General features: G+C 71.7%; 9 protein-coding genes. All 9 read left to right on the top strand.

Annotated elements, in window-relative coordinates:
* Positions 1–35: 35 nt before the first annotated feature.
* The 9 genes from ACFWVP_RS05670 to ACFWVP_RS05710 are packed head-to-tail and all read left to right on the top strand — an operon-like array spanning position 36 to position 21,665.
* Entirely contained in the window at positions 36–6,605 is a 6,570-nt protein-coding gene (locus ACFWVP_RS05670) for an amino acid adenylation domain-containing protein (protein ID WP_384494005.1), read from the top strand.
* Entirely contained in the window at positions 6,602–12,139 is a 5,538-nt protein-coding gene (locus ACFWVP_RS05675) for an amino acid adenylation domain-containing protein (protein ID WP_384493867.1), read from the top strand. The genes ACFWVP_RS05670 and ACFWVP_RS05675 overlap by 4 nt, the downstream gene beginning before the upstream one ends.
* Positions 12,136–13,296, top strand: a complete 1,161-nt coding sequence (locus ACFWVP_RS05680) for a saccharopine dehydrogenase NADP-binding domain-containing protein (RefSeq protein WP_384493868.1) — start codon at positions 12,136–12,138, stop codon at positions 13,294–13,296. The genes ACFWVP_RS05675 and ACFWVP_RS05680 overlap by 4 nt, the downstream gene beginning before the upstream one ends.
* The gene (locus ACFWVP_RS05685; protein WP_384493870.1) at positions 13,293–15,227 is read left to right on the top strand and encodes a Gfo/Idh/MocA family oxidoreductase; all 1,935 of its coding nucleotides are present in this window, start codon (positions 13,293–13,295) and stop codon (positions 15,225–15,227) included. Before ACFWVP_RS05680 ends, ACFWVP_RS05685 begins: the two co-directional genes overlap by 4 nt.
* Positions 15,224–16,474 (top strand): cytochrome P450, encoded by a 1,251-nt coding sequence (locus tag ACFWVP_RS05690; RefSeq protein ID WP_384493872.1) that lies wholly within the window; start codon positions 15,224–15,226, stop codon positions 16,472–16,474. The genes ACFWVP_RS05685 and ACFWVP_RS05690 overlap by 4 nt, the downstream gene beginning before the upstream one ends.
* Positions 16,471–17,289, top strand: a complete 819-nt coding sequence (locus ACFWVP_RS05695; RefSeq protein WP_384493874.1) for a thioesterase II family protein — start codon at positions 16,471–16,473, stop codon at positions 17,287–17,289. Before ACFWVP_RS05690 ends, ACFWVP_RS05695 begins: the two co-directional genes overlap by 4 nt.
* A 40-nt stretch (positions 17,290–17,329) precedes the next feature.
* Positions 17,330–18,058: a trans-aconitate 2-methyltransferase gene (locus ACFWVP_RS05700; protein WP_209471819.1), complete on the top strand. Its 729-nt coding sequence runs from the start codon at positions 17,330–17,332 to the stop codon at positions 18,056–18,058.
* Positions 18,055–19,905, top strand: coding sequence for an ABC transporter ATP-binding protein (locus ACFWVP_RS05705; RefSeq protein ID WP_384493876.1), 1,851 nt, complete (start codon positions 18,055–18,057; stop codon positions 19,903–19,905). Before ACFWVP_RS05700 ends, ACFWVP_RS05705 begins: the two co-directional genes overlap by 4 nt.
* Positions 19,902–21,665 carry an ABC transporter ATP-binding protein gene (locus tag ACFWVP_RS05710; RefSeq protein ID WP_384493878.1) on the top strand — a complete coding sequence of 588 codons (1,764 nt, stop codon included), beginning with the start codon at positions 19,902–19,904 and terminating at the stop codon, positions 21,663–21,665. The genes ACFWVP_RS05705 and ACFWVP_RS05710 overlap by 4 nt, the downstream gene beginning before the upstream one ends.
* The last annotated feature ends 328 nt before the right edge of the window (positions 21,666–21,993 follow it).

The following is a 21,993-nucleotide window of genomic DNA, read 5'->3' on the forward strand; positions in this document are numbered from 1 at the left end:
GCGCGGTGCGCGAGGCGGTGGCACGCGCGCTACAGATGGCTCCCTGGGAGCTGGACGGCGACCGGGACCTCTACGAACTCGGTTTTGATTCGCTGATGTTGATGGCACTCGTCGGCGAGTGGCGCCGGGGTGGCAGTGTCGTCACCTTCAAGGAGCTCACCAGCGAGCCCACCCTGAACGCCTGGACGCGCCTGATCGAAGAGAAGGCCCGTGACGGCGCACCCTCCAGCGGGCGGCCCGCGCCAACCGCTGTGGCGCCCGCGGAAGAGACCGGACCGTTCCCGTTGGCGACCATGCAGCACGCCTACTGGATCGGCCGCCAGGAGGGTCAGCCTCTCGGTGGTGTCGCCGCTCACTTCTACGTCGAGTTGGACGGCGGCGAACTCGACCCGGCCCGCCTGGATACCGCGCTGAAGACGCTCGTACGGCGCCATGGCATGCTGCGGGCGGTCTTCGACGAGGAGGGGCGCCAGAGTCACGGCGGGGCGCACGCCGGCCTCACGGTCCATGATCTGCGTTCCCTGACCGCCGACGAGACCGGCGCGGAGCTGGAGCGTATGCGTGAACGCAACACCCACGCACGCGGAGACCTCGCGGCCGGCGACGTCTTCCGCGTCGCCCTGTGCCTGCTTCCGGGCGGTGGGACACGGCTGCAGCTCGACCTCGACATGATGGCCGGGGACGCGCTGAGCCTGCGGGTCCTGCTGTCCGATCTCCGGGACTTCTACGAATCCCCCGGCACGGCACCCGTCGAACTCGGCCTCGATTACCGTCAGTACCTAGCCGAGCGTGAACGCAGACGGGGGCCCGAGCGCGAACAGGACGCGGCCTGGTGGCGGGAGCGGCTGGGCGAACTGCCCGGCGCGCCACGACTGCCGACCACTGTCGATCCGCTCACTCCCGTACAGGCCGGTGACGCCTCGCTCACTCATTCCCGGCGCCTGCACCACTGGCTCGACCCGGAGGCCAAGGCCGCGCTGATCAGCCGTGCCCGCCGCCACGGCGTGACCCCCGCCGCAGCTCTTGCCACCGCGTTCGCCGAAGTCATCGCCGCATGGAGCGGCAGCCAGCGGTTCCTCCTCAACCTCCCGCTTTTCGACCGGGAGATGTTCACCCCCGAAGTGGCGCACCTCGTAGGTGACTTCAGCAGTTCGGTCCTGCTCGACGCGGACATGAGCGCCCCGCTGCCCTTCGTCCGCCAGGCACGGCAGGTACAGGAAGGGCTTCAGGCCGGCATCTCCCACAGCTCCTACAGCGGTGTGGAGGTTCTGCGCGACCTCGCACGCCTCGAAGGTGCCCCCGTGCTCGCACCGGTCGTCTACACCAGCGCCATCGGACTCGGTGAGATCTTCGAGCAGAGCGTGCAGAAGACGTTCGGCCGACCTGTCTGGATCATCTCGCAGGGCCCTCAGGTCTTCCTGGACGCGCAGGTCACCGAGCTCGACGGTGGCTTCCTCCTCAACTGGGACGTGCGTGACGGCCTGTTCGAGCCGGGCATCCCCGAAGCGGCCTTCGACGCGTACCAGCGGCTGATCACCGGGCTGGTCACAGATCCCTCTGCCTGGACCCGCCCCGTGGGCGCCCTGCTCGGCCCCGACGTCCTGTCCCGGCGCGCGGTCGCGGCGCTGCCGCCCACACCCCAGCCGGACCGGGCTCTGCACACCCGCTTCTTCCGCCTCGCCGAGACCGAGCCGACACGGACCGCCGTCGTGTGCGAGAGCGGCGACAGTCGGACCTACGGCCAACTCGCCCGTGCGGCACGGCGAGTGGCTTCCCTCCTGCGCGGCCACGGCGTGCGCGAGGGCGACACCGTGACGGTGACCCTGCCCAAGGGCGCCGACCAGATCACCGCCGTACTCGGGGTGCTGGCCGCCGGTGCCGCGTACGCACCTGTGGGAGTGGAGCAGCCCGCTGTGCGGCGTGCGCGCATCCACGCGGTCGCCGGCCCGTCCGCCGTACTCACCGACCGGGCGCACCGCCACCTGAGCGCGGACGTCTCGTCCGCCCCCGTCCTCCTCCTGGAGGACGCCCTGGAGGAGACTCCCGGGCCGGTGGCTCAACCGGACGCGGAACTGCCCGCCTACGTGCTCTTCACCTCCGGCTCCACCGGGCTGCCCAAAGGCGTCGAGATCCCGCACCGTGCCGTCGTCAACACCATCGAGGCGATGGAGGACGAACTCGGGCTCGGACCGGATGACCGCACACTCGCGATCTCCGCCCTGGACTTCGACCTCGCCACATGGGACATCTTCACCCCCCTTTCCCTCGGCGGCCAGGTGGTCGCGGTCGGTCAGGAGCACCGCAGGGACGCCCACCACTGGGCCCGGCTCGTACGCACCCACCGGGTGACCCTGGTGCAGTGTGTTCCGGCCCTGCTGGACCTGCTGATGACGGCCGGTGAGGACACGGGCCTCGGAGACTCGCTGCGTATGGTCCTGCTCGGCGGGGACTGGGTCGGTCTCGACCAGCCGGACCGCCTGCGTTCCCTCGTTCCCGGCTGTCGCTTCGTGGCACTCGGAGGCATGACGGAAGCGGCGGTGCACTCGACCGTCTTCGAGGTGGACGTCCCCGAACCTGCTTGGAAATCGGTCCCTTACGGTCTGCCTCTGCGGAACACCAAGGCGCGCGTGGTCGACGGCCGAGGACGCGACCGCCCGGACTTCGTCCCGGGGGAACTGTGGGTCGGCGGGCGAGGGGTGGCGGCCGGATACCGGTCGGATCCCGAGCGCACGGCCGAACGTTTCGTCGAGCACGACGGCGAACGCTGGTACCGCAGCGGCGACCTCGCCCGCTACCGGCCCGACGGCATCCTGGAGTTCCTCGGCCGCGCCGACCACCAGGTCAAGATCGGCGGCCACCGAATCGAACTGGGCGAGGTCGAGGCGGCCCTGGAGGGCGACCCGACCGTCCTGCACGCGGTCGCCACGGTCCTGGAGACCCCGGTCCGACGGCTCGCCGCCGCCGTCTCCGGCCAGGGCGCCACGCCCACCGCGGACACGGTCCGTGACCGGGTCGCCGAACGGTTGCCGTCCTACATGGTTCCGGACCAGATCCTGGCCCTGGCCGATCTGCCCCTGACCGCCAACGGCAAGCTCGACCGAGCCGCGGTACACCGTTTGCTGGCCGAGGCGGCGACGGGTGAGGGGGCTGCCCGGACACGAGCGCCGCTCGGCCCGGTGGAGACCGCGGTCGCGCGTGAGTGGTCAGCTCTCCTCGGCGTCGACGGCATCGGCCGGGACAGCAGCTTCTTCCGGCTGGGTGGTGACTCGCTCGTCGCCACCCGCATGATCGGCCGGCTGCGCGCGGCCGGGCTCACCGGCGCGCGCGTCGCCGCGTTGTTCACCCACCCCGTCCTCCGTGACTTCTGCGCGACGCTGCGCCCCGCTACGGCGGCCGACGAGGACGGGCCGGGGGAAGCCCTGGTGCCCGACCCCGCCCACGCCCACGACCCGTTCCCGCTGACCGATGTCCAGGCCGCCTACCACACCGGCCGCGACCCGGGCTTCACCCTGGGCGGCGTCGGTACCTGGCACTACAGCGAGTTCGACGGCACGGATGTCGACCTCGACCGGATGGAGCGGGCCTTGCAGGCGCTCGTCAACCGGCACGGCATGCTGCGCGCCGTCGTCAGCGACGGAACCCAGCGCGTCCTGTCCGATCTCCCGGCCCCACGCATCTCCGTCGAGGACGTGGGTCTCGAAGAGACACCCGAGGCCCTGGCCCGCCTGCGCGAACGCCTGTCCCACCAGGTGCGTGACCCCGCCCGCTGGCCCCTGTTCGCGGTCGAGGCGGTGCGCTACCCGGACGCCACCGGTGCGACCCGGACCCGTCTCGGCATCGGCCTGGACTACCTCGTCCTCGACGCGCTGTCCATCACCACGCTCTACGCCGAGCTCAACGCCCTCTACGCCGACCCGGAGCGCCCACTCCTCCCGGTCGACGTGTCGTTCCGCGACTACCTCACCCAACTGCCCTCCGATCCCGATGCGACCGAGCGTGCCCGCGCGCACTGGCAGGGCCGTCTGGACGAACTGCCCCCGAGCCCTTCGCTGCCCTTCGACCGCGATCCGGCGACCATCGACGCTCCCTCCTTCACCCGGCGCCGGCTGCGGCTGGACCCGGCGGACTGGCGGACACTCAAGGAGGCCGCCGCCCACCATGGCCTGACGCCCTCCACCGTGCTGCTCGCCCTGTACTGCGAGGTGCTGGCGGCCTGGAGCGGAACCGACGCCGTCACCGTCACCCTCACGCTGTTCAACCGGCGTGAGGCGCACCCGCATATCCATCGGGTGCTGGGTGACTTCACCTCGCTGTCCCTGGCGGGATACCGCCGGGAGGACGAGGGCTGGCCGGCTTCCGCCCTCACCCTCCAACGGCGCCAGGCCGAGGACCTCGACCACAGGGACGTGCCGATCGACTGGCTGCTGCGGGAGTTCGGCCGCCGCGCCGGGACGGTGGAGTCCGCCGCCCCCGTCGTGTTCACCAGCGCCGTGGGGGTCGGCGTCGCGGCCCTGGCGGATCCAGACAGCGGCTTCCCGGCGAAGATCTGGGGCATCTCGCAGTCCCCCCAGGTCTGTCTGGACAACCAGGTCACCGAGGAGTCCGGAGCGCTCGTCGTCACCTGGGACGCGGTGGAGGAACTCTTCGCCGACGGCGTCCTCGACGCCATGTTCACCGCCCACGCCCGGCTGCTGCGCCACCTGGTGACGAGCGACTGGGCGTCCCCCCTGCCCGATCCGCTGCCCGCGGTGCAGCGGGAGCGGCGCCGTGCGGCGGTGCTGGAGGCCCGACGGGAGCAGCCGGTACCCGCTGCCCTGCATGAAGCCTTCTTCGTGCACGCCGGAAACAGCCCCGCCCGCACGGCCCTCGTCACCCCGGACGGTGCGACGACCGGTTACGGCCCGCTGGCCGAGCAGGCACTGCGTACGGCTGCCGCTCTGGTGGCCGCCGGGGTGGGCGAGGGCGACCTGGTCGCCGTCACCCTGCCCAAGGGCCCGGAACAGATCGCCGCCGTCCTGGGTGTGGTCGCGGCCGGTGCCGCTTATGTGCCGCTCGGCCTCGAACAGCCCGCCGCTCGGCTGGAACGGGTACGCGCCACGGCCGGCTTCCGGCTCGTGGTGGGGGGCTGGCCCGCCCTGCCCGGCCAGGAGGAGAGCACGACGGCAGTGTTGTCATTCCCGGACACGCAGGCGTTCCCGCCGCTGTCGGCCCCCCGGGAGATCCACCCCGACGCGCTCGCCTACGTCATCTTCACGTCGGGGTCCACGGGTGAGCCCAAGGGTGTCGAGATCACCCACGCCGCCGCGTGGAACACCGTCGCCGACATCGGGTCCCGCCATGGCATCGGTCCGGACGACCGCGTGTTCGCCCTGTCGGCCCTGGACTTCGACCTGTCCGTGTACGACATCTTCGGGTTGCTGTCCGTCGGTGGATCCCTGCTGCTGCCCACCGAGGAGTCGCGCCGCGAACCAGCGCACTGGACCGGCCTGGTGGCCCGTCATGACGTGACGGTATGGAACACCGTTCCCGCTCTCCTCGACCTTCTGCTGGACGCCGACGAACGGCGTGCGCCAGGCGACGGCGGCATCCGGGGCCTGCGTACCGCGCTGGTCTCCGGTGACTGGATCGGGCTCGACCTCCCCGGCCGGCTGAAGGAGCGGACCGCGCGCCCCTGCGTGTTCGTTGCCATGGGCGGAGCCACGGAGGCATCCATCTGGTCGAACACATTGACCGTCGACGAGGTGGACCCCCTATGGGTCTCCATCCCGTACGGACGGCCCCTGACCGGGCAGGAGTACCGGGTCGTCGACCCGGCGGGGCGTGACTGCCCGGACTGGACCCCCGGAGAGCTGTGGATCGGCGGCCTGGGACTGGCCCGAGGCTACCTGTCGGACCCGGACCGCACAGCGGAGAAGTTCGTCGTGCGGGACGGCCGGCGCTGGTACCGCACGGGAGACCTCGGACGATACCGGGACGACGGGACACTGGAATTCCTCGGCCGCCTCGACAGCCAGCTGAAGATCGCGGGCCACCGCATCGAAGCCGGTGAGATAGAGGCCGCCCTCGAAGCGCACCCGGACGTGGTACGTGCCGCGGTGGTCGCGGTGGGAGAGCGCACAGCCAAGCGTCTCGTCGCCTTCGTCGTGCCGCGGGAGGTCACTGCCACCGACGACGTCATCGCTGTTCTCCCCGCCTGGCTCGCCGAGCGGCTGGCCGCCTACGCCGTGCCGTCCCGGCTGCTCCCGATGCCGGCCCTGCCGTTGACCGGCAACGGGAAGGTGGACCGGAACACCCTGGTCCGCACGGCTGAGCAGGAGACCACCGCCACCGGTGCCGAGCCGCCACGGGGCGAGGTCGAGACGGTGCTCGCGGAGCTGTGGCAGGAGTACGTGCCTGGCCACGCACCGGACCGCAACGCCAACTTCTTCACGCTCGGCGGGGACAGCCTCTCCGCGCTCCGCCTGGTCGGCGCGGTCGAACGCCGGCTCGGGGTCTCCGTGCCCGCCCGGCGCATCTACGCCGCTCCGACCATCGCCGCCCTCGGCGCGGACATCACCCGCACGCTCGCCGCCGACACGACCGCTTACGAAACTGGAGAACTGTGAACCCCGCTGAACTTCTGGCCCGCTGCGCCGACGAAGGCGTGCACCTGTGGGCTCAGGACGGACAACTCCGCTTCCGCGCGCCGCAGGGCCGGCTCACGGACGAACTCCGGACCGAACTGCGCACGCACAAGGCAGCGATCCTGCACCACCTGCAAGCTGACGACACCGTCCTGCGGAGCGACGAAGCCGGCCGCCACGACCCCTTTCCGCTGACGGACATCCAGGCGGCCTACCTCATCGGCCGCACCGATGCCTACGCCTACGGCGGCATCGGCTGCCATGTCTACGTCGAACTGGAGTACGCCGAGCTCGACGTGGAGCGCGTCGCCACCGTATGGGGCGAGCTGGTCCAGCGGCACGACATGCTGCGCGCCGTCATCCACAGCGACGGCTACCAGCGGGTGCTGCCCGACGTCCCCGCACCGGTCGTGACCGTCGACGACCTGGTTGCCATCGCCGACGTGAGAGAGGCCGACGCGGCCGTCGCGCGCACCCGGGCGCGGATGTCCGTACGGCAGAAGCCCACCGACCACTGGCCGCTGTTCGACGTGCACGTGAGCCTGACCGGCACGCGTGCGGTCGTTCACCTGTCCTTCGACATGCTCACCGTCGACCACGCCAGCCTGCGGATCCTCCTCGCCGAGTTCCAGACCCGCTACCGCGGCTCCGCACTGTCCGAGGCGCCCCGGATCTCCTTCCGCGACTACGTCCTGGCCCGGCGTGCCCTCGCCGACAGCACCGAGTACACCCGGGACCGGGCGTACTGGACGGACCGGCTCGACACGCTTCCGCCCGCTCCCGAACTTCCCCTCGCGGAAACCTGGGAGCCGAAGGTGGAGGGCGCCACGGTCACCGGCCGCGAAGCCGCGACCGGTGACACCGTGAGCTTCGCCAGGCTGGAGTACCTGCTCCCCTCCTCCGCCAGGGAACGCTTCACCGAACGGGCGGCACGACGCGGGCTGACCGTGTCCGCCGCGCTGCTCACCGCTTACGCCGAGACCGTCGGCCGCTGGTCACGCACCACCCGGTTCACCCTCAACGTGCCGACGGTGGACCGCCCCCCGCTGCACGAGGACATCGGCCGGCTCGTCGGTGACTTCACCTCACTCGAACTGCTGGCCGTGGACCTCGACGCCCCGGTGTCCTTCGCCGAACGGACCCAGACCCTGGGCGGCCAGCTCCTCGAAGACCTGAGCCACCCCCTGTTCACCGGATCCGAGGTGCTGGCCGAGCTTTCCCGCAGAGCCGGAGCACCGGTCCTCATGCCGGTCGTCTTCACCAGTGCCCTCAGCTCCGGTGCCACGTCGGGCGGGGTGCCCCCGGAGGTGACGTATGCCGTCACCCAGACGCCGCAGGTGTGGCTCGACTGCCAGGTCATGCGGCGAGGTGACGCGCTGAGCCTGTCGTGGGACATTCGAGAGGGGGCACTCAGCGGCTCGGTCGCCGAGGACATGTTCGCCGCCTACACCGGCCTCGTACGCCTGCTGTCGGGCGAAGGCGCGGTCGGTGAGGAGGCCTGGGACGAGCCGGCCCACGTCGAACTCCCGGTGTCCCAGACCGCCCGCAGGTCCGAGGTGAACGCGACCGAAGGACCGCTGCCGGACACCCTGCTCCACGCACCCGTGCTCACCCAGGCGAAGGCCACACCGGACGCGATCGCGGTCCGGACACCCGAGCTGGCCCTGTCGTACCGGCAGCTCGTCCACCGCGCGAGCGCCTTGGCCGGCACGCTGGAGGAGTCCGGGCTGCGGCCGGGTGAGCCGGTGGCCATCTGGATGGACAAGGGGTGGGAACAGGCGGTCGCCGTGCTCGGGGTCCTCATCGCGGGCGGCGCGTACCTCCCTGTCGACACGGCACAGCCGCCGGCCCGCCGGGACACGATCCTGGCGGACGCCGCTGTCCGCACGGTTCTCACACAGTCCTGGCTCGCCGAGACCGACGACCTCCCCCCGAACGTGTCCGCCTTGGCCGTCGACCTGCTGCCTGAGGACCTCCCGGCCACGACGCCCCATGTACCCCGCCACCCCGACGAACTCGCCTACGTCATCTACACGTCGGGCTCAACCGGCACGCCCAAGGGCGTGATGATCAGCCACCGCGCCGCCCTCAACACCGTCGAGGACATCAACCGCCGGTACGCCGTCAATGCCCAGGACCGCGTCCTCGGCATCGCGGGGCTGAGCTTCGACCTCTCCGTCTACGACCTGTTCGGCCCGCTGTCGGTGGGCGCGACACTCGTCCTGCCCCAGGCCGAGCGGCGCGGCGACCCCTCGCACTGGGCCGAACTAGTCCAGGACTTCGCCGTCACCGTCTGGAACTCCGTGCCCGGACAGCTGCACATGCTGTGCGACTGGCTCCGCGCGGAGCCGGCCGCCGACGACGACAGCACCCTGAGGCTGGCCCTCATCTCCGGCGACTGGGTCCCGGTCGCCCTGCCCGACGAGGCCCGTGCCATGCTGCCGGGCCTGGAAGTCATCTCCCTCGGCGGCGCGACCGAAGGCTCCATCTGGTCCATCGCGCACCCCGTCGGCCAGGTGGACACCGCACGCCCGAGCATCCCCTACGGCAAGCCCCTGACCAACCAGAGCTTCGCCGTGCTCGACCAGCAGCTGCGCCCACGGCCCGAATGGGTCCCGGGTGAGTTGTACATCGCCGGAGCCGGCGTCGCCATGGGCTACCTCGGTGACGAAGCACGCACCGCGGAGCGGTTCCTCGTGCACCCCGTCAGCGGTGAACGGATCTACCGCACAGGCGACCTAGGGCGCTACCTCCCCGACGGAACCATCGAGTTCCTCGGCCGCGAGGACGCCCAGGTGAAGATCCGCGGCTACCGGGTCGAACTCGCCGAGGTCGAAGCAGCCGTCCAGGCACACCCGGCCGTGGCCGCCGGCGCGGTCGTCGTCGACGACTCCGGCTCCGGGGGAAGGCGCCTGGCCGCTTTCGTGGAGACGGCCCGCCGCGAAGGCGACGAGCCGGCGAGGCAGGCCACCGAAGGTGTCCACGAGGCGGCGGCCGAAGCCGTACGCGCAGCGTCCGAAGCCGTCGACCCCGCGCAGTTGACGGCCTTCCTCGACGCTCTCGACGACGTAGCGCTCGCAGAGATGACGCGCGTGCTCCTGGCGGCCGGGCTCTTCGGGGACGGCGCCGCACACTCGGCGGACGAGGTGGGCACCGCCCTGCGCTCGACCCCCCGCCACCGTCACATCGTGCGGCGCTGGCTGCGCGCCCTGGCCGGCCGGGGGCAGCTGACGCACCGCGACGCCGATGACACCTACAGGGGCCTCGCCGCCATCCCCGGGGCCGAGCTGGAACGGAGATGGCGGCGCGCCGCCGAACTGGAACGCGAGGTCGGGTGGAGCACCGAGCTGCTCACCGTCATGCGCACCTGCGCCGACCGGCTGCCGGAGCTGATCGCCGGAGAAACAGGGATCAGGGAGCTCCTTTTCCCCGGCGCGGCGCTGGAGGCGGCGGACGCCGCCTACCGCGACAACCTCGCCATCCGCCACCTCAACCGTGCCGTCGTCGCCGCACTGGCCGAGATCGCCGCCGCACACACCGGCGAGGACCGGCTGCGGGTGCTGGAAGTGGGCGGAGGCGTCGGCGGCACCACGGGCGAACTGGTGCCCGTACTCGCCGAGTACGGGGTGGACTACCTCTTCACGGACGCCTCGGCCTTCTTCCTCAACGAGGCGCGCGAACGCTTCGCGGACCACGCCTGGGTGCGGTACCAGCGCTTCGACGTGGACGAGGACCCGCGCGAGCAGGGCCTCGTACCCAACACCTTCGACGTCGTGGTGTGCGCCAACACCCTGCACGCCGCCGCCGACGCCGACGCGGCAGTGGGCCGGCTGCGAGAACTGCTGGTTCCCGGCGGACAGCTCGTGTTCGTCGAGAACACCCGTGACGAGAACTGCCCTCTGCTGGTCTCCATGGAGTTCCTCGAGGTCGCCGGACACACCTGGACCGACGTACGCGCACACACCGGCCAGTCCTTCCTCACCCACTCGCAGTGGCGGGAGCTCCTCGACCGGCACGAGGCGACGGACGTGGTGTCACTGCCGGAGCCGGAGGACCCGCTGGCCGCCACCGGGCAGGAGGTGTTCATCGCCACGATGAAGGGCGACCGGCACCACGTACCTGTGGGCGAGCTGTCGCGCAGCGCCGCCACCCGGCTGCCCGAGTACATGCTTCCCACCGTCTGGCAGGTGGTCGACACACTGCCCCGCACCGCCAACGGCAAGACCGACCGGTCACTGCTGCGGACCTGGCTGCCCCGGGAGACCACCAGGCCCGTGGTGGACGAGCGGCCGATGGACGACCTGGAGACCAGCCTGGCCGGGCTTTGGGCAGAGCTCCTGTCGGCCGAGCGCGTCACCAGGAACGACGACTTCTTCGCCCTGGGCGGGGACTCCCTGCTGGTCGCCCGCATGGTGGCCCAACTGCGCGACCGCGTACCCCAGGCCGCCGAACTCGAATGGGAAGTCGTCCTGCGGCACATGCTCCGCCGCCCCACGGTGGCCGGACTCGCCGGCTTCCTGCGGGGACTGACCAGCGAGGAGGAAGCACTGGGGAACGGGACCGCGATACGGACCGATCCCGTCATCCACCTGCACGGTGCGCGGTCGGCCGATGAGCCGACAACGGTGCTCGTGCACGCCGGAACCGCCACGATCATGCCGTACCGGGCGCTGATCACCGAGATCAGGCGACGCTCCCCAGGACTCGCCGAGGTGGTCGGCGTGGAGGTCCCCGACCTGAACGGCTTCCTCGCCTCCCCGCCCGAGGGACTCATCGAGCAGCTCGCCGCCGACTACGCACGCGCCCTGACAGCGGGCGGCCGACGCCGCTTCCACGTCGTGGGTTACTGCCTGGGCGGACTGATCGCCACCGAAGTGGCCCGCAACCTGGCGGAGTCCGGGGCCGAGGTGGAGAGCCTCACCGTCATCAGCAGCCACAGCCCGCGCTTCCGTCTGGACGACGAGCTGCTCTCCGAGTACTCCTTCGCCGTCATGATGGGCATCGACCCCGCCGCGCTGGGCTTCCCCGGCGACCAGTACCGGGTGGCCGCGGCAGCCGACGCCGTCCTGGCCGGCAGCCCCGGGGTCCTGCCCGACGGCGGGCTCGCCGCGCTCCCTGCCGAGTTCGCCGACGTCGCGGACCGCTTCCGGGCCCTGGCCGAGGTACCCCGCGCGACCCGCATAGCGCGGATGTGCGAGGCCGTCCCCGCATCCGCGGGCACCTACGAACCCGAGCACATGACACGGCTGTTCCTCGCCTTCCGGCAGAGCGTCTTCGCCATCACCCGCTACGACGCCGAGCCGTACGCGGGCGACATCACCTTCCTGCGTCACGACGGCGCGTATCCCTTCCCCGGAAGCAAGGACGCCGTCACCACGTACTGGCACGAACTGGCACTGGGCGAGCTGGACATCGTCGACATCGGCGGAGACCACTACAGCTGCCTGTCCGTCGAACACGCCCCCACCATCCTCAAGACCCTCAGTGAGCTGACCCAGGGAGCGATCACCCGATGACGAAGAGACCCCTCATCGGTGTCCTGGGCGCTTCCGGAGCCGTGGGCCGGGCCGCCGTGCGCGAGCTGCGGGCACTCGGCCACGGTGGACTGCGGCTGGGCGGTCGCACCCCGTCGGCGCTCCGCGCGATCGCCGAGCAGGACCCACATGGCCGTGACGAGACCGTCAGAGCGGACGCCGAGACCCCGGGCGGTTTGAGCGCCTTCGCCGACGGATGCGACGTCGTCCTCAACTGCGTCGGCCCCACCTACCGGCTCCGGGCCACCGTCGCCTCGGCCGCTCTCGCCGCCGGAGCACACTGCGTGGACGTCGCCGGGGACGACCCGGCCGCCGAGGACCTGCTCAAGGACGGCGACCCCGGCCAGGACGGCCGGTCCGTGGTCCTGTCGGCGGGGGCGCTGCCCGGCCTGTCCAGCCTGCTGCCGCGCTGGCTGGCCCGGCAGGGCCTCGACCGGCCCACCGGTCTGACGGCGCACTGCGGCGGCCTGGAGACCTGCTCACCCACGGTGGCGCAGGACCTCATGCTCTCGCTCACCTCCGGGGGCGCGGACGGCGCCGCCTACGGCGAGCCGCTCGCGGCCGTCCGGGGCGGCCGTCGCGTCACGCGCGCGTCGCGTACGGCCGAGGACACCGAACGGGCAGGATTCCCCGGCCGGGTCGCTGTGCAGCCCTACCTGAGTGGGGAGAGCGAACGCCTCGCGAACGACCTGGGACTCGACCGGCTCGACTGGTACAACGTCCACCCGGGTGCCCAGGTGCGCTCCCTGCTCAGCCTCCTGCCGGGCCACCTCGCCGAGGGCGCCGACCCGGACGAGCTGGCACGCCGCCTGATCCTCGCCGCCGACCTCGACCTGGCCGGGCGCAAGCCCTACTACGTCATGGACTTCGAACTGGCCGGGGCCGCGTCAGGACGGCCCGCGACGGCCGGACTGACGCTGCGTGCCGCGAGCAGCTACCGGCTGACGGCCGCCGTCGGCGCGCTGGCGGTCGACGCGGTCCTGAACGCCGTGGTGCCCCCAGGTGTCCACCTCGCGTGCGACGTGCTCGACCCCGACACCGTGGTCCGCCACCTACGTACGGGCGGTGCCGGCGAGCTGCGGCTCACCGGCACCGCCGCGCCGGCGGACACCGAGCCGGACGAGGAGGGGGTCCTGTGACCGCCGCAGCACCCTTCCGCGTCCTCGTCTGCGGCACCAACTTCGGCCGCTTCTACGCCGAAGCCGTTCGCAGGCGGCCCGGATACGTCCTGGCCGGCATCCTCAGCCGGGGCTCCGCCGCCTCACGGGCGTACGCGGAAGGCACCGGCGTGCCCTTCTTCACGGACGTCGATCAGCTCCCGGACGACATCGACGCCGCGTGCGTGGCGGTCAGCTCCTCGATCTCCGGCGGAGAGGGAACGGAGCTGGCCAGGGCACTGATGGACCGCGGCATCCACGTACTCCAGGAACACCCCGTGCACCTGACGGAACTGACGGACTGCCTGAGACACGCACGTCGCCGTGGAGTGCAGTACCGCGTCAACACCCACTATCCGCACGTGGGCCCCGTCCGCTCCTTCATCGGAGCGGCCCGCAGGCTCACCACCCTGCAGAAGCCGCTGTTCGTGGACGCGGCCACGCCCGTCCACCTGCTGCACCCGATGGTGGACATCCTCGGTCAGGCGCTGGGAACCCTGCGCCCCTGGCGCTTCGCCGACCCGGCCGCGCTGCCCTCGGACATCGGTCCGCAGCCGTTCCGCACCCTGCACGGCATGATCGGCGGCGTACCTGTCACCTTGCGGGTGCACCACCAGCTCGATCCGTCCGACCGGGACAACCACGCACTGCACTGGCACCGGCTCTCCATCGGTACCGAGGGCGGCGTCCTCGCACTGGCCGACACTCACGGACCGGTCCTGTGGAGTCCGCGGCTGCACATCACCAGGGACGAGGACCGCCGGTTTCGCCTCGACGGCCCGGGCACGGGGAGTCTCGGTCTCGGCACCACCGCGGTCGTCGGCACCACCGGCACCTTCCGGAACGTGTTCACCGACCTGTGGCCGCAGGCGATCGGCAGCGCCCTCGACGGCCTGCGCGACGCGGCGGTGCGTGGTGGAGACGCGCTTCGAGCGGGGCAGTACGACCTCGCGGTTTGCCGCATCTGGTCCGACCTCGCGGCCCGGCTGGGGCCGCCCGAGATCGTCAGGCCCGGGACTCCGCGCCCCCTTTCGGCCGGCGACGTGTTCCCGGACCCCGAGCCGGCCGCGTTCACCACTCGACGGGCCGCTCCGCCCGTGCACTCCGGAGAAACGGCTCCCTACACTCCCTCGGCGGAGTTCTTCGACCTCGTCGCGGCACAGCACACCGCGACCGCGAGTGCCTCCGCCGTCGCCGCCCTGTTCGCCGACGCCGAACTCGGTGACGGCCCTGTGCTCGACATCGGCGCGGGAACCGGACTCCTGACCGAGGCCGTCGCTCGCGCCAGGCCCGACGTGGAGATCCTCGCCTGCGAACCGGCCGTCGGCATGCGCGCCGTACTGACCAGCCGGGTCTTCAGCGATCCGGACCTGCGCTCCCGGGTCACCGTCACGGCCGACGCCGCTCCTGACTGCGAACTGCCCGACCGCATCGGCGCCGTCCTCCTCTGCGGGGTCCTCGGCCACCTCGGCGCCGCAGAGCGCCGCAGGCTCTGGGAGAGGCTGAGACAACGGCTGGCCCCCGGCGGGTTCGTCGTCGTGGAACTCATGGGATTCGACGCGCCGCTGACTCTGCCCGAGACGAGGCTCGCCACCGCTCGTGCCGGACAGCACCGCTACGAATGGTCGTTCTCCGGGGCGCCGGACGAGACGGACACGGTCGCGATGCGCCTGCACACCACCTGGCGCGTCCACCGCGACGACGAACCCGGTGTGGTGCGCGAGGTGCACGACTCGTACCGCTGGCACCCCCTCGGTCTCAGCGACGTCGCCGCCGAGTCCGGCATGACCGTACGCGCCCTGCCCACCCGGCCCGGTGCGCCGCCGCTGGCCGTACTCACCCACGAGCCAGGCCCGGTACCCGCCGCCCACCCCCACTCGTCTCCGTCTACACCGACCGAGGACCACCGATGAACACTTCCACCCCTCCCGGCTCCAGCACCCCCGGCGGGAGCGGGCTGTCCGAAGCCGGGCGGCCCCGCGACTTCCCGATCCGGCGAGGCTGCCCGTTTGCCGCGCCCGCGGAGTACGACACCCTGCGCACCGACGATCCGGTGGCCCGCGTGACGCTCCCCACCAAGCGCGAGGCATGGGTGGTGTCCCGCTACGACGACGTGCGCGCCCTGCTCTCCGATCCACGCGCCAGCGCGGACATCCGCCGGCCCAACTTCCCGGCGCTCGGCGAGGGGGAGCAGGAGGCCGGGGCCGAATTCCGCCCCTTCATCCGCACCGACGCCCCTGAGCACACCCGCTACCGCCGCATGCTCCTCCCGGAGTTCACCGTCCGGCGCGTACGCGCCATGCGGCCCGCCGTACAGGCCCGCGTGGACGAACTCGTGGACGACATGCTCGCCGCCGAGCAGCCGGTCGACTTCGTCTCCGTGTACGCCAACGCCGTCTCCACATCGGTGATCTGCGAACTGCTCGGCATTCCCCGGGAGAACCTCGAGTTCTTCCGGGACGTCACCCGGATCTCCGGCTCCCGCCACAGCACCGCCGAGCAGGTCTCCGAAGCCCTCGGCGGTCTCTTCGGCCTCATCGCCGGCCTGGTGGCCGAACGCCAGGAGGAACCCGGCGACGACCTGCTCTCCAAGCTCGTCACCGATCACCTGAACACCGGAAACGTCACCCTGAACGAACTGCTCTCCGCCGTCGGCATCACCATCAACGCCGGCCGCGAGACCAGTACCAACATGATCGCCCTCAGCACGCTGCTGCTCCTGGACCGGCCCGACCTGAAGGAGGAACTGCTGGCCGACCCCACGCTCATGCCCCGCGCCGTCGACGAACTGCTGCGCGTCATGTCCATCGCCGACTCCATCCCGCTGCGGGTGGCCGCCGAGGACATCGAGCTCTCCGGCCGGGTGATACCCGCCGACGACGGTGTCATCGGACTCCTCGCCGGGGCCAACCACGACCCCGAGCGGTTCGAACACCCGGAACAGGTCGACTTCCACCGGCCGGAGAACCACCACATCGCGTTCGGCTACGGCGTCCACCAGTGCCTCGGGCAACATCTGGCCCGGCTGGAGCTGGAGATCGCCCTGGAGACACTCCTGCGCCGGGTTCCGACCCTGCGTCTCGCGGGTGACCGCGAGGAGGTCACCTTCAAGCACGACTCGGCCACCTTCGGACTCGAAGAGCTGATGGTGACCTGGTGACCGCCTCCTCCCTCTCACTCCCGAACGCCTCCCACAGCCCGTGGATCAGGCGCTGGAGCGACGGGGCCGCCCCCCGCCTCCGGCTGATCTGCCTTCCGCACGCGGGCGGCAGCGCGAGCTTCTACCGCCCCTGGGCGGCACTGCTGCCCCCTGAGGTCGAACTGCTCGCCATCCAGTACCCCGGCCGCGAGGACCGCTACGAGGACCCCGCCACCGCGAGCATGGACGAGCTGGTCACCGCCCTCGCGGACGTCCTGCCACCCCTGCTGGACCGGCCGTACGCCCTCTTCGGGCACAGCATGGGATCGGCCGTCGCCTGGGAACTGGCCCACGAGCTGAACGGCCGCGGGGCACCGGCCCCGCGCCGCCTGTTCGTCTCCGGCCGCGCCGCCCCCGGTACGGCCGTGGTCGGTGACGTACACCGCCAGGACGACGACGTGCTCTGCGCCGAACTGCGACGGCTGGGCGGCACCAGCGGCGAGGTGCTCGACGATCCGGGTCTCCGTGCCCTGGTCCTCGGCACCGTACGCGACGACTACCGGCTCATCGAGACCTACCGTCCCTCCGTCCGCCCGCGACTGGACTGCCCGGTCCACGTACTGACCGGCAGCGAGGACCCGGAACTAGGCCAGGAGCGCATCAGCGAGCGGGCCGGAGGCTGGGCGGATCTCACGACCGCCCGTACCGAGGTGCGCACCTTCCCCGGCGACCACTTCTACCTCACCCCCCGGCGCCGGGAGGTCGTCGCCACCGTCCTGCGGCGGATGGACCCCTCGCTGACCACGGACGGACACATGTGGCCGAGCACGCCGTGAGCCGGCCGTCGCGTCCCCGTCCGTTCTCCTGGAGATTCCTTTGATCGACTACTACTCGACCTCGGCCGAGTTCTACGAAATGGTCGCCACCCGGCACACCGCCAGCAGCGGACCACCGCTCAGGCGTGTCCTCGAAGGTGTCGACACCTCATACGGCCCCGTGCTGGAGATCGGCGGGGGGACCGGACGCGTGACCGAGGTCATCGCATCAGCACTGCCGCAGGCGGAGATCATCGTGGCGGAGCCTTCCGCAACGATGCGCGCCATGCTCACCTCACGGGTCGCCCGCAATCCCGATCTGCGCCGCCGTGTCACCGTGGTGGACGGAGCGGCCCAGGACCTGCCCCTGCCCGAGAAACTGTCGGCCGTGGTCATCTTCGGCGTCGCGGGCCACCTCACGGTCCCCGAGCGGGTGGCCCTCTGGAAGCGGCTCGCCGCCTGCCTGCCGGACGGAGCACCCATCGTCGTGGAACTGATGGGCGTCTCCTCCCCACGCGTCATCCCGCCGGTGATGTCCCTCAGGGAGACCATCGGCCGCCAGACGTACGAGTGGTGGATCGGCGGCGAGCCCACCGAGGGCGACGCGATGCGGTTCACCACCACCTGGAAGGTCCTGTCCGACGGCCGCACCGTGCGCGAGGTGACCGACAGCTACGTCTGGCACACCTTCGACGTCGCCCGGCTCGCCGCCGAGGCGGGCATGACCAGCCGCCGCATCACCGAGGCCGGCGGACAGGCCATCCCCGAGATCGGAGTCCTCGTCAAGTGAAGCCGCACCCGTCCGGCCACGGTCCGGACCCCGCACCTCCCTCCACCCCGCAGCCCGCGCTGCGTACCCTGCTGAGCGGTGCCCGGGGGCGCCTCGCCCTCGCAGTCGGCCTCCAGACGGTCGCCTCCCTCGCCGGAGTCGTCCCGTTCATCGCCGTCTCCCGCATCGCGGACCGTCTCACCGACGGCTCCCAGGTCGGCGGCGACGACCTCTGGCCGCTGGTCGCACTCGCCTGCGCGGCGGGTCTGCTCGCCCTGCTGTGCGGTTCGGCGGCCGGCGCCGTCAGCCACCTCGCGGACAACGACCTCCAGCTCGCACTCCGCCGACGCCTCGCGCAGCACATCGGGCGACTGCCCCTCGGCTGGATCACCACGAGGGGAACCGGCCAGGTCAAGCAGGCGGTCCAGGACGACGTACGGGCCCTGCACACCCTGGTGGCCCACACACTCCTCGATGTCGTCGGCGTCCTCACCGCCCCGGTGCTCGCCCTGGTCTACCTGTTCACCATTGACCCGAGCCTGGCCCTGATCAGCGTCCTGCCGCTGGCCCTCGGCGTGTTCCTGTTCAGCAGGGCCATGTCCGGAGCGGGGGCGCAGATGGCCGAGTACGGAGCCGCGCTGAGCCGCATCTCCTCCGCGGCCGTCGAGTTCGCCGGTGGCATCGCCGTCCTCAAGACGTTCGGCCGCGGGCGCACAGCGTACGAACGCTTCCTGGGCGCGACCGACGGCTTCGCCGACTTCTTCTCCCGGTGGGTCCGCGCGACGCTCGCCACCTCGACCGCCGCGCTGCTCGTCGTCTCCCCGGCCGTGGTGCTCCTCCTGCTGGCCGTGGCGGGCGCGGTGTCCGTGACCAACGGCTGGACGACCGGTGCCGAACTCGTGCCCTTCCTGCTGCTCGGCCCGGCCGTCGCCGCCCCCATGGGCGTGGTCGGCCCCCGCATCCAGCAGATCCGGGCCGGCCAGGCGGCAGCCGTCCGCATCTCCGCCCTGCTGGACACGCCCGTCCTGCCCGACCCGGGGACGCCGAGCGTGCCCGAGCACAACGGTGTCTCCCTGCGCGGAGTGTCCTTCTCCTACGACGGCCGCACCGACGCGCTCAGCGACATCCACCTGGATCTCGCCCCTGGCACCGTCACCGCGCTCGTCGGCCCCTCCGGGTCCGGCAAGTCGACCCTGGCTTCGCTGCTGCCCCGCTTCCACGACGTCACGGCAGGCACGGTCTCCATCGGCGGCGCCGACATCCGGGACATCCCCGCCGGTGAGCTCTACCGCCGTATCGGCTTCGTCCTCCAGGACGTGCGACTGCTCCGGGCGAGCGTCGCCGACAACATCCGCCTCGGCCGGCCCGGCGCCACCGACGAGGAGGTCGAGCGGTGCGCCCGCTCCGCACGCATCCACGACCGGATCATGGCCCTGCCCGACGGGTACGCCACCGAGGCCGGCACGGACGTCATCTTCTCCGGTGGAGAGGCCCAACGCCTGTCCATCGCACGGGCACTGCTCGCCGACGCCCCCGTCCTCGTCCTGGACGAGGCCACCGCCTACGCCGATCCGCACTCCGAGGCGCTGATCCAGGACGCGCTGTCCGAACTGGCGCGAGGCCGCACGCTGCTGGTCATCGCACACCGGCTGGAAACGGTCCGCACCGCCGACCGGATCGTGGTCCTGGAAGGCGGACGCATCACCGAGCAGGGCCGCCATGAGGACCTGGTGACCATGGGCGGCCGGTACGCCCGGCTGTGGGAAGCCCAGCGGGAGGAGCCACAGTCCGCCGCACCCGGCCGGATCGCCGCCGTGCCGCGCACGGACGGAACCCAGGACGACATCCGAGAGGGAAGCTCACGATGATCCGCCAGCTGTACAAGGTCCTGGGGCGTGAGGGCTCCCGTCCCCTGAACGCCCTGCTCGTCCTCCTCGGTGCCGCGGCCGTCCTCCAAGGCGTCGCCTTCGCCCTGCTGGTGCCCACGCTGCGTGCTCTGCTGGGCGACCGCCCGGACGGTGTGTGGCCATGGCTGACCGCCCTCGTCGTCATCTCTCTCGGCTACGCGGCCCTGCAGGGCGCCGCCCTCAGGGGTGGCTTCACCGTCGGTTCGCAGCTCTCCCGGGTCCTGCACCGTCGCCTCGCGACGCGGGCACTGGACCTGCCCCTCGGCTGGTTCACCGCGGGACGGGCCGCCGAGTTCAGCCGCCTCGCCGGGCAGAACGTCATCCAGGTGATGAACATGCCCGCCCACCTGCTGAGGCCCTTCGTCAGCTCGCTGCTGACCCCGGTCACCCTGGTGACAGCGACCTTCTTCTTCGACCGGCGGACGGCGCTCGTGCTGCTCGTCTGCGCCCCCGTGCTGCTGGCCGTACACACGGCGAGCACCGCCGTCATGCGCCGCCTGGACGAGGGCCGGGACGGTGCGATCGGCGAAGCCTCGGACCGTGTCCTGGAGTTCGCGCAGAACCAGCCCGTCCTGCGGGCCTTCGGCCGGACCACCGAGGGCTACGGGGCGTTGGACGACGCCCTGGTCGCGGAATCGCGGGCCGACCGCCGACTGATCGTCCGCGGCCTGCCCGGCCTGGTCTCCTTCGCCTTCGCCGCCCGGCTGGTGTTCGCCCTGCTGCTGGCACTGGGCGTGTCCTGGCACCTGGACGGTTCACTGACGGTCCCCACCCTGCTGGCGCTCCTGGTCCTGACGGTCCGGCTGATCGACAGCCTTTCCGGGGCGGCAGACGTGGGCGCCGGGATGCGGATCGCCCGTAACAGCCTGGAGCGGCTCGGCGCAGTCCTGGACGAGCGGCCGTTCCCGCAGCCAGCCGAGCCGCAGGTACCCCACGGGGCCGAGGTGGACTTCGAGGGGGTCGAGTTCCGTTACGCGGAGAAGGATGCGACCCGGGAACAGGCGCGAACCACGCGCCCCGTGCTCGGCGGTGTGAGCTTCCGGCTTCCGGCACGCAGCATGACCGCTCTCGTCGGTCCCTCCGGGGCAGGCAAGACCACAGTCGCCAGGCTGCTTGCCCGCTTCTGGGACACCACGGGCGGCACCGTCCGGATCGGGGGAGTCGACGTACGGCAGATCGCCCCCGAGGTGCTCGCCGCTCATGTCTCCCTGGTCTTCCAGGACGTCTATCTGTTCGAGGGCACGATCGAGGACAACGTCCGGATCGGCGCCCCGGACGCCGACTACGAGCGGTTGGCCAGGGCCGCAAGGCTCTCCGGGCTCGACCGTGTGATCGAGGAACTGCCCGATGGCTGGGCCACCAGGGTGGGGGAGGGCGGCATCGCGCTCTCCGGCGGTCAGCGCCAGCGCGTGTCCATCGCCCGTGCCCTCCTCAGGGACACCCCGATCCTCATCCTCGACGAGGCCACCGCCGCGCTCGACCAGGAGAACGAGGCCCTGCTCGCCGAGACGGTCCGCATGCTCGCCGCCGAGAAGACCCTGCTGGTCATCGCCCACCGGCTCAGCACGGTCGTCACCGCTGATCAGATCCTGGTGCTGGAGGACGGCGGGATCACCGAGCGCGGCACCCACAGCGAGCTGGTCACAGCGGGCGGCACCTACGCCTCCTTCTGGGAACAGCGCACCCAGGCCCACGGCTGGCGGCTGGAGACGACGCGATGACCACCGCCCGCGCCCTGCGGACAAGCGGAACACCACTGGAAAGGCACACCGGCATGACGACAGGCTCAGCGTACGACTGGGAGGAATGGGGGAGATCCGTACCCGAGCTCCGATGTACGAGCAGCATGGAAATCCCCTACGAGGACCCGTCGGCCGCAGCCGTGCGCCTCACGGACGCGGGACTGGACGACGAGTCCGCCGTGTACGAACAGGAGGGCTCCTGGTACTTCGCCGCAGGCTCCGCGGTGTGGCGGACCGCGGGCCCCCGGGGGGGCACCCCCCCGGGGGGCGGGCGGGCCGGGGGCCCCCCGGGGGGCGGGGCGCCCCC

Origin of the sequence: Streptomyces sp. NPDC058637 (assembly GCF_042717325.1) — a bacterium.
GTDB lineage: Bacteria > Actinomycetota > Actinomycetes > Streptomycetales > Streptomycetaceae > Streptomyces.

Coding starts and splice junctions, on each gene's coding strand:
- ACFWVP_RS05670 (WP_384494005.1), top strand. CDS start 36: ATGGCTCCCTGGGAGCTGGACGGCGACCGGGACCTCTACGAACTCGGT.
- ACFWVP_RS05680 (WP_384493868.1), top strand. CDS start 12,136: ATGACGAAGAGACCCCTCATCGGTGTCCTGGGCGCTTCCGGAGCCGTG.
- ACFWVP_RS05690 (WP_384493872.1), top strand. CDS start 15,224: ATGAACACTTCCACCCCTCCCGGCTCCAGCACCCCCGGCGGGAGCGGG.
- ACFWVP_RS05710 (WP_384493878.1), top strand. CDS start 19,902: ATGATCCGCCAGCTGTACAAGGTCCTGGGGCGTGAGGGCTCCCGTCCC.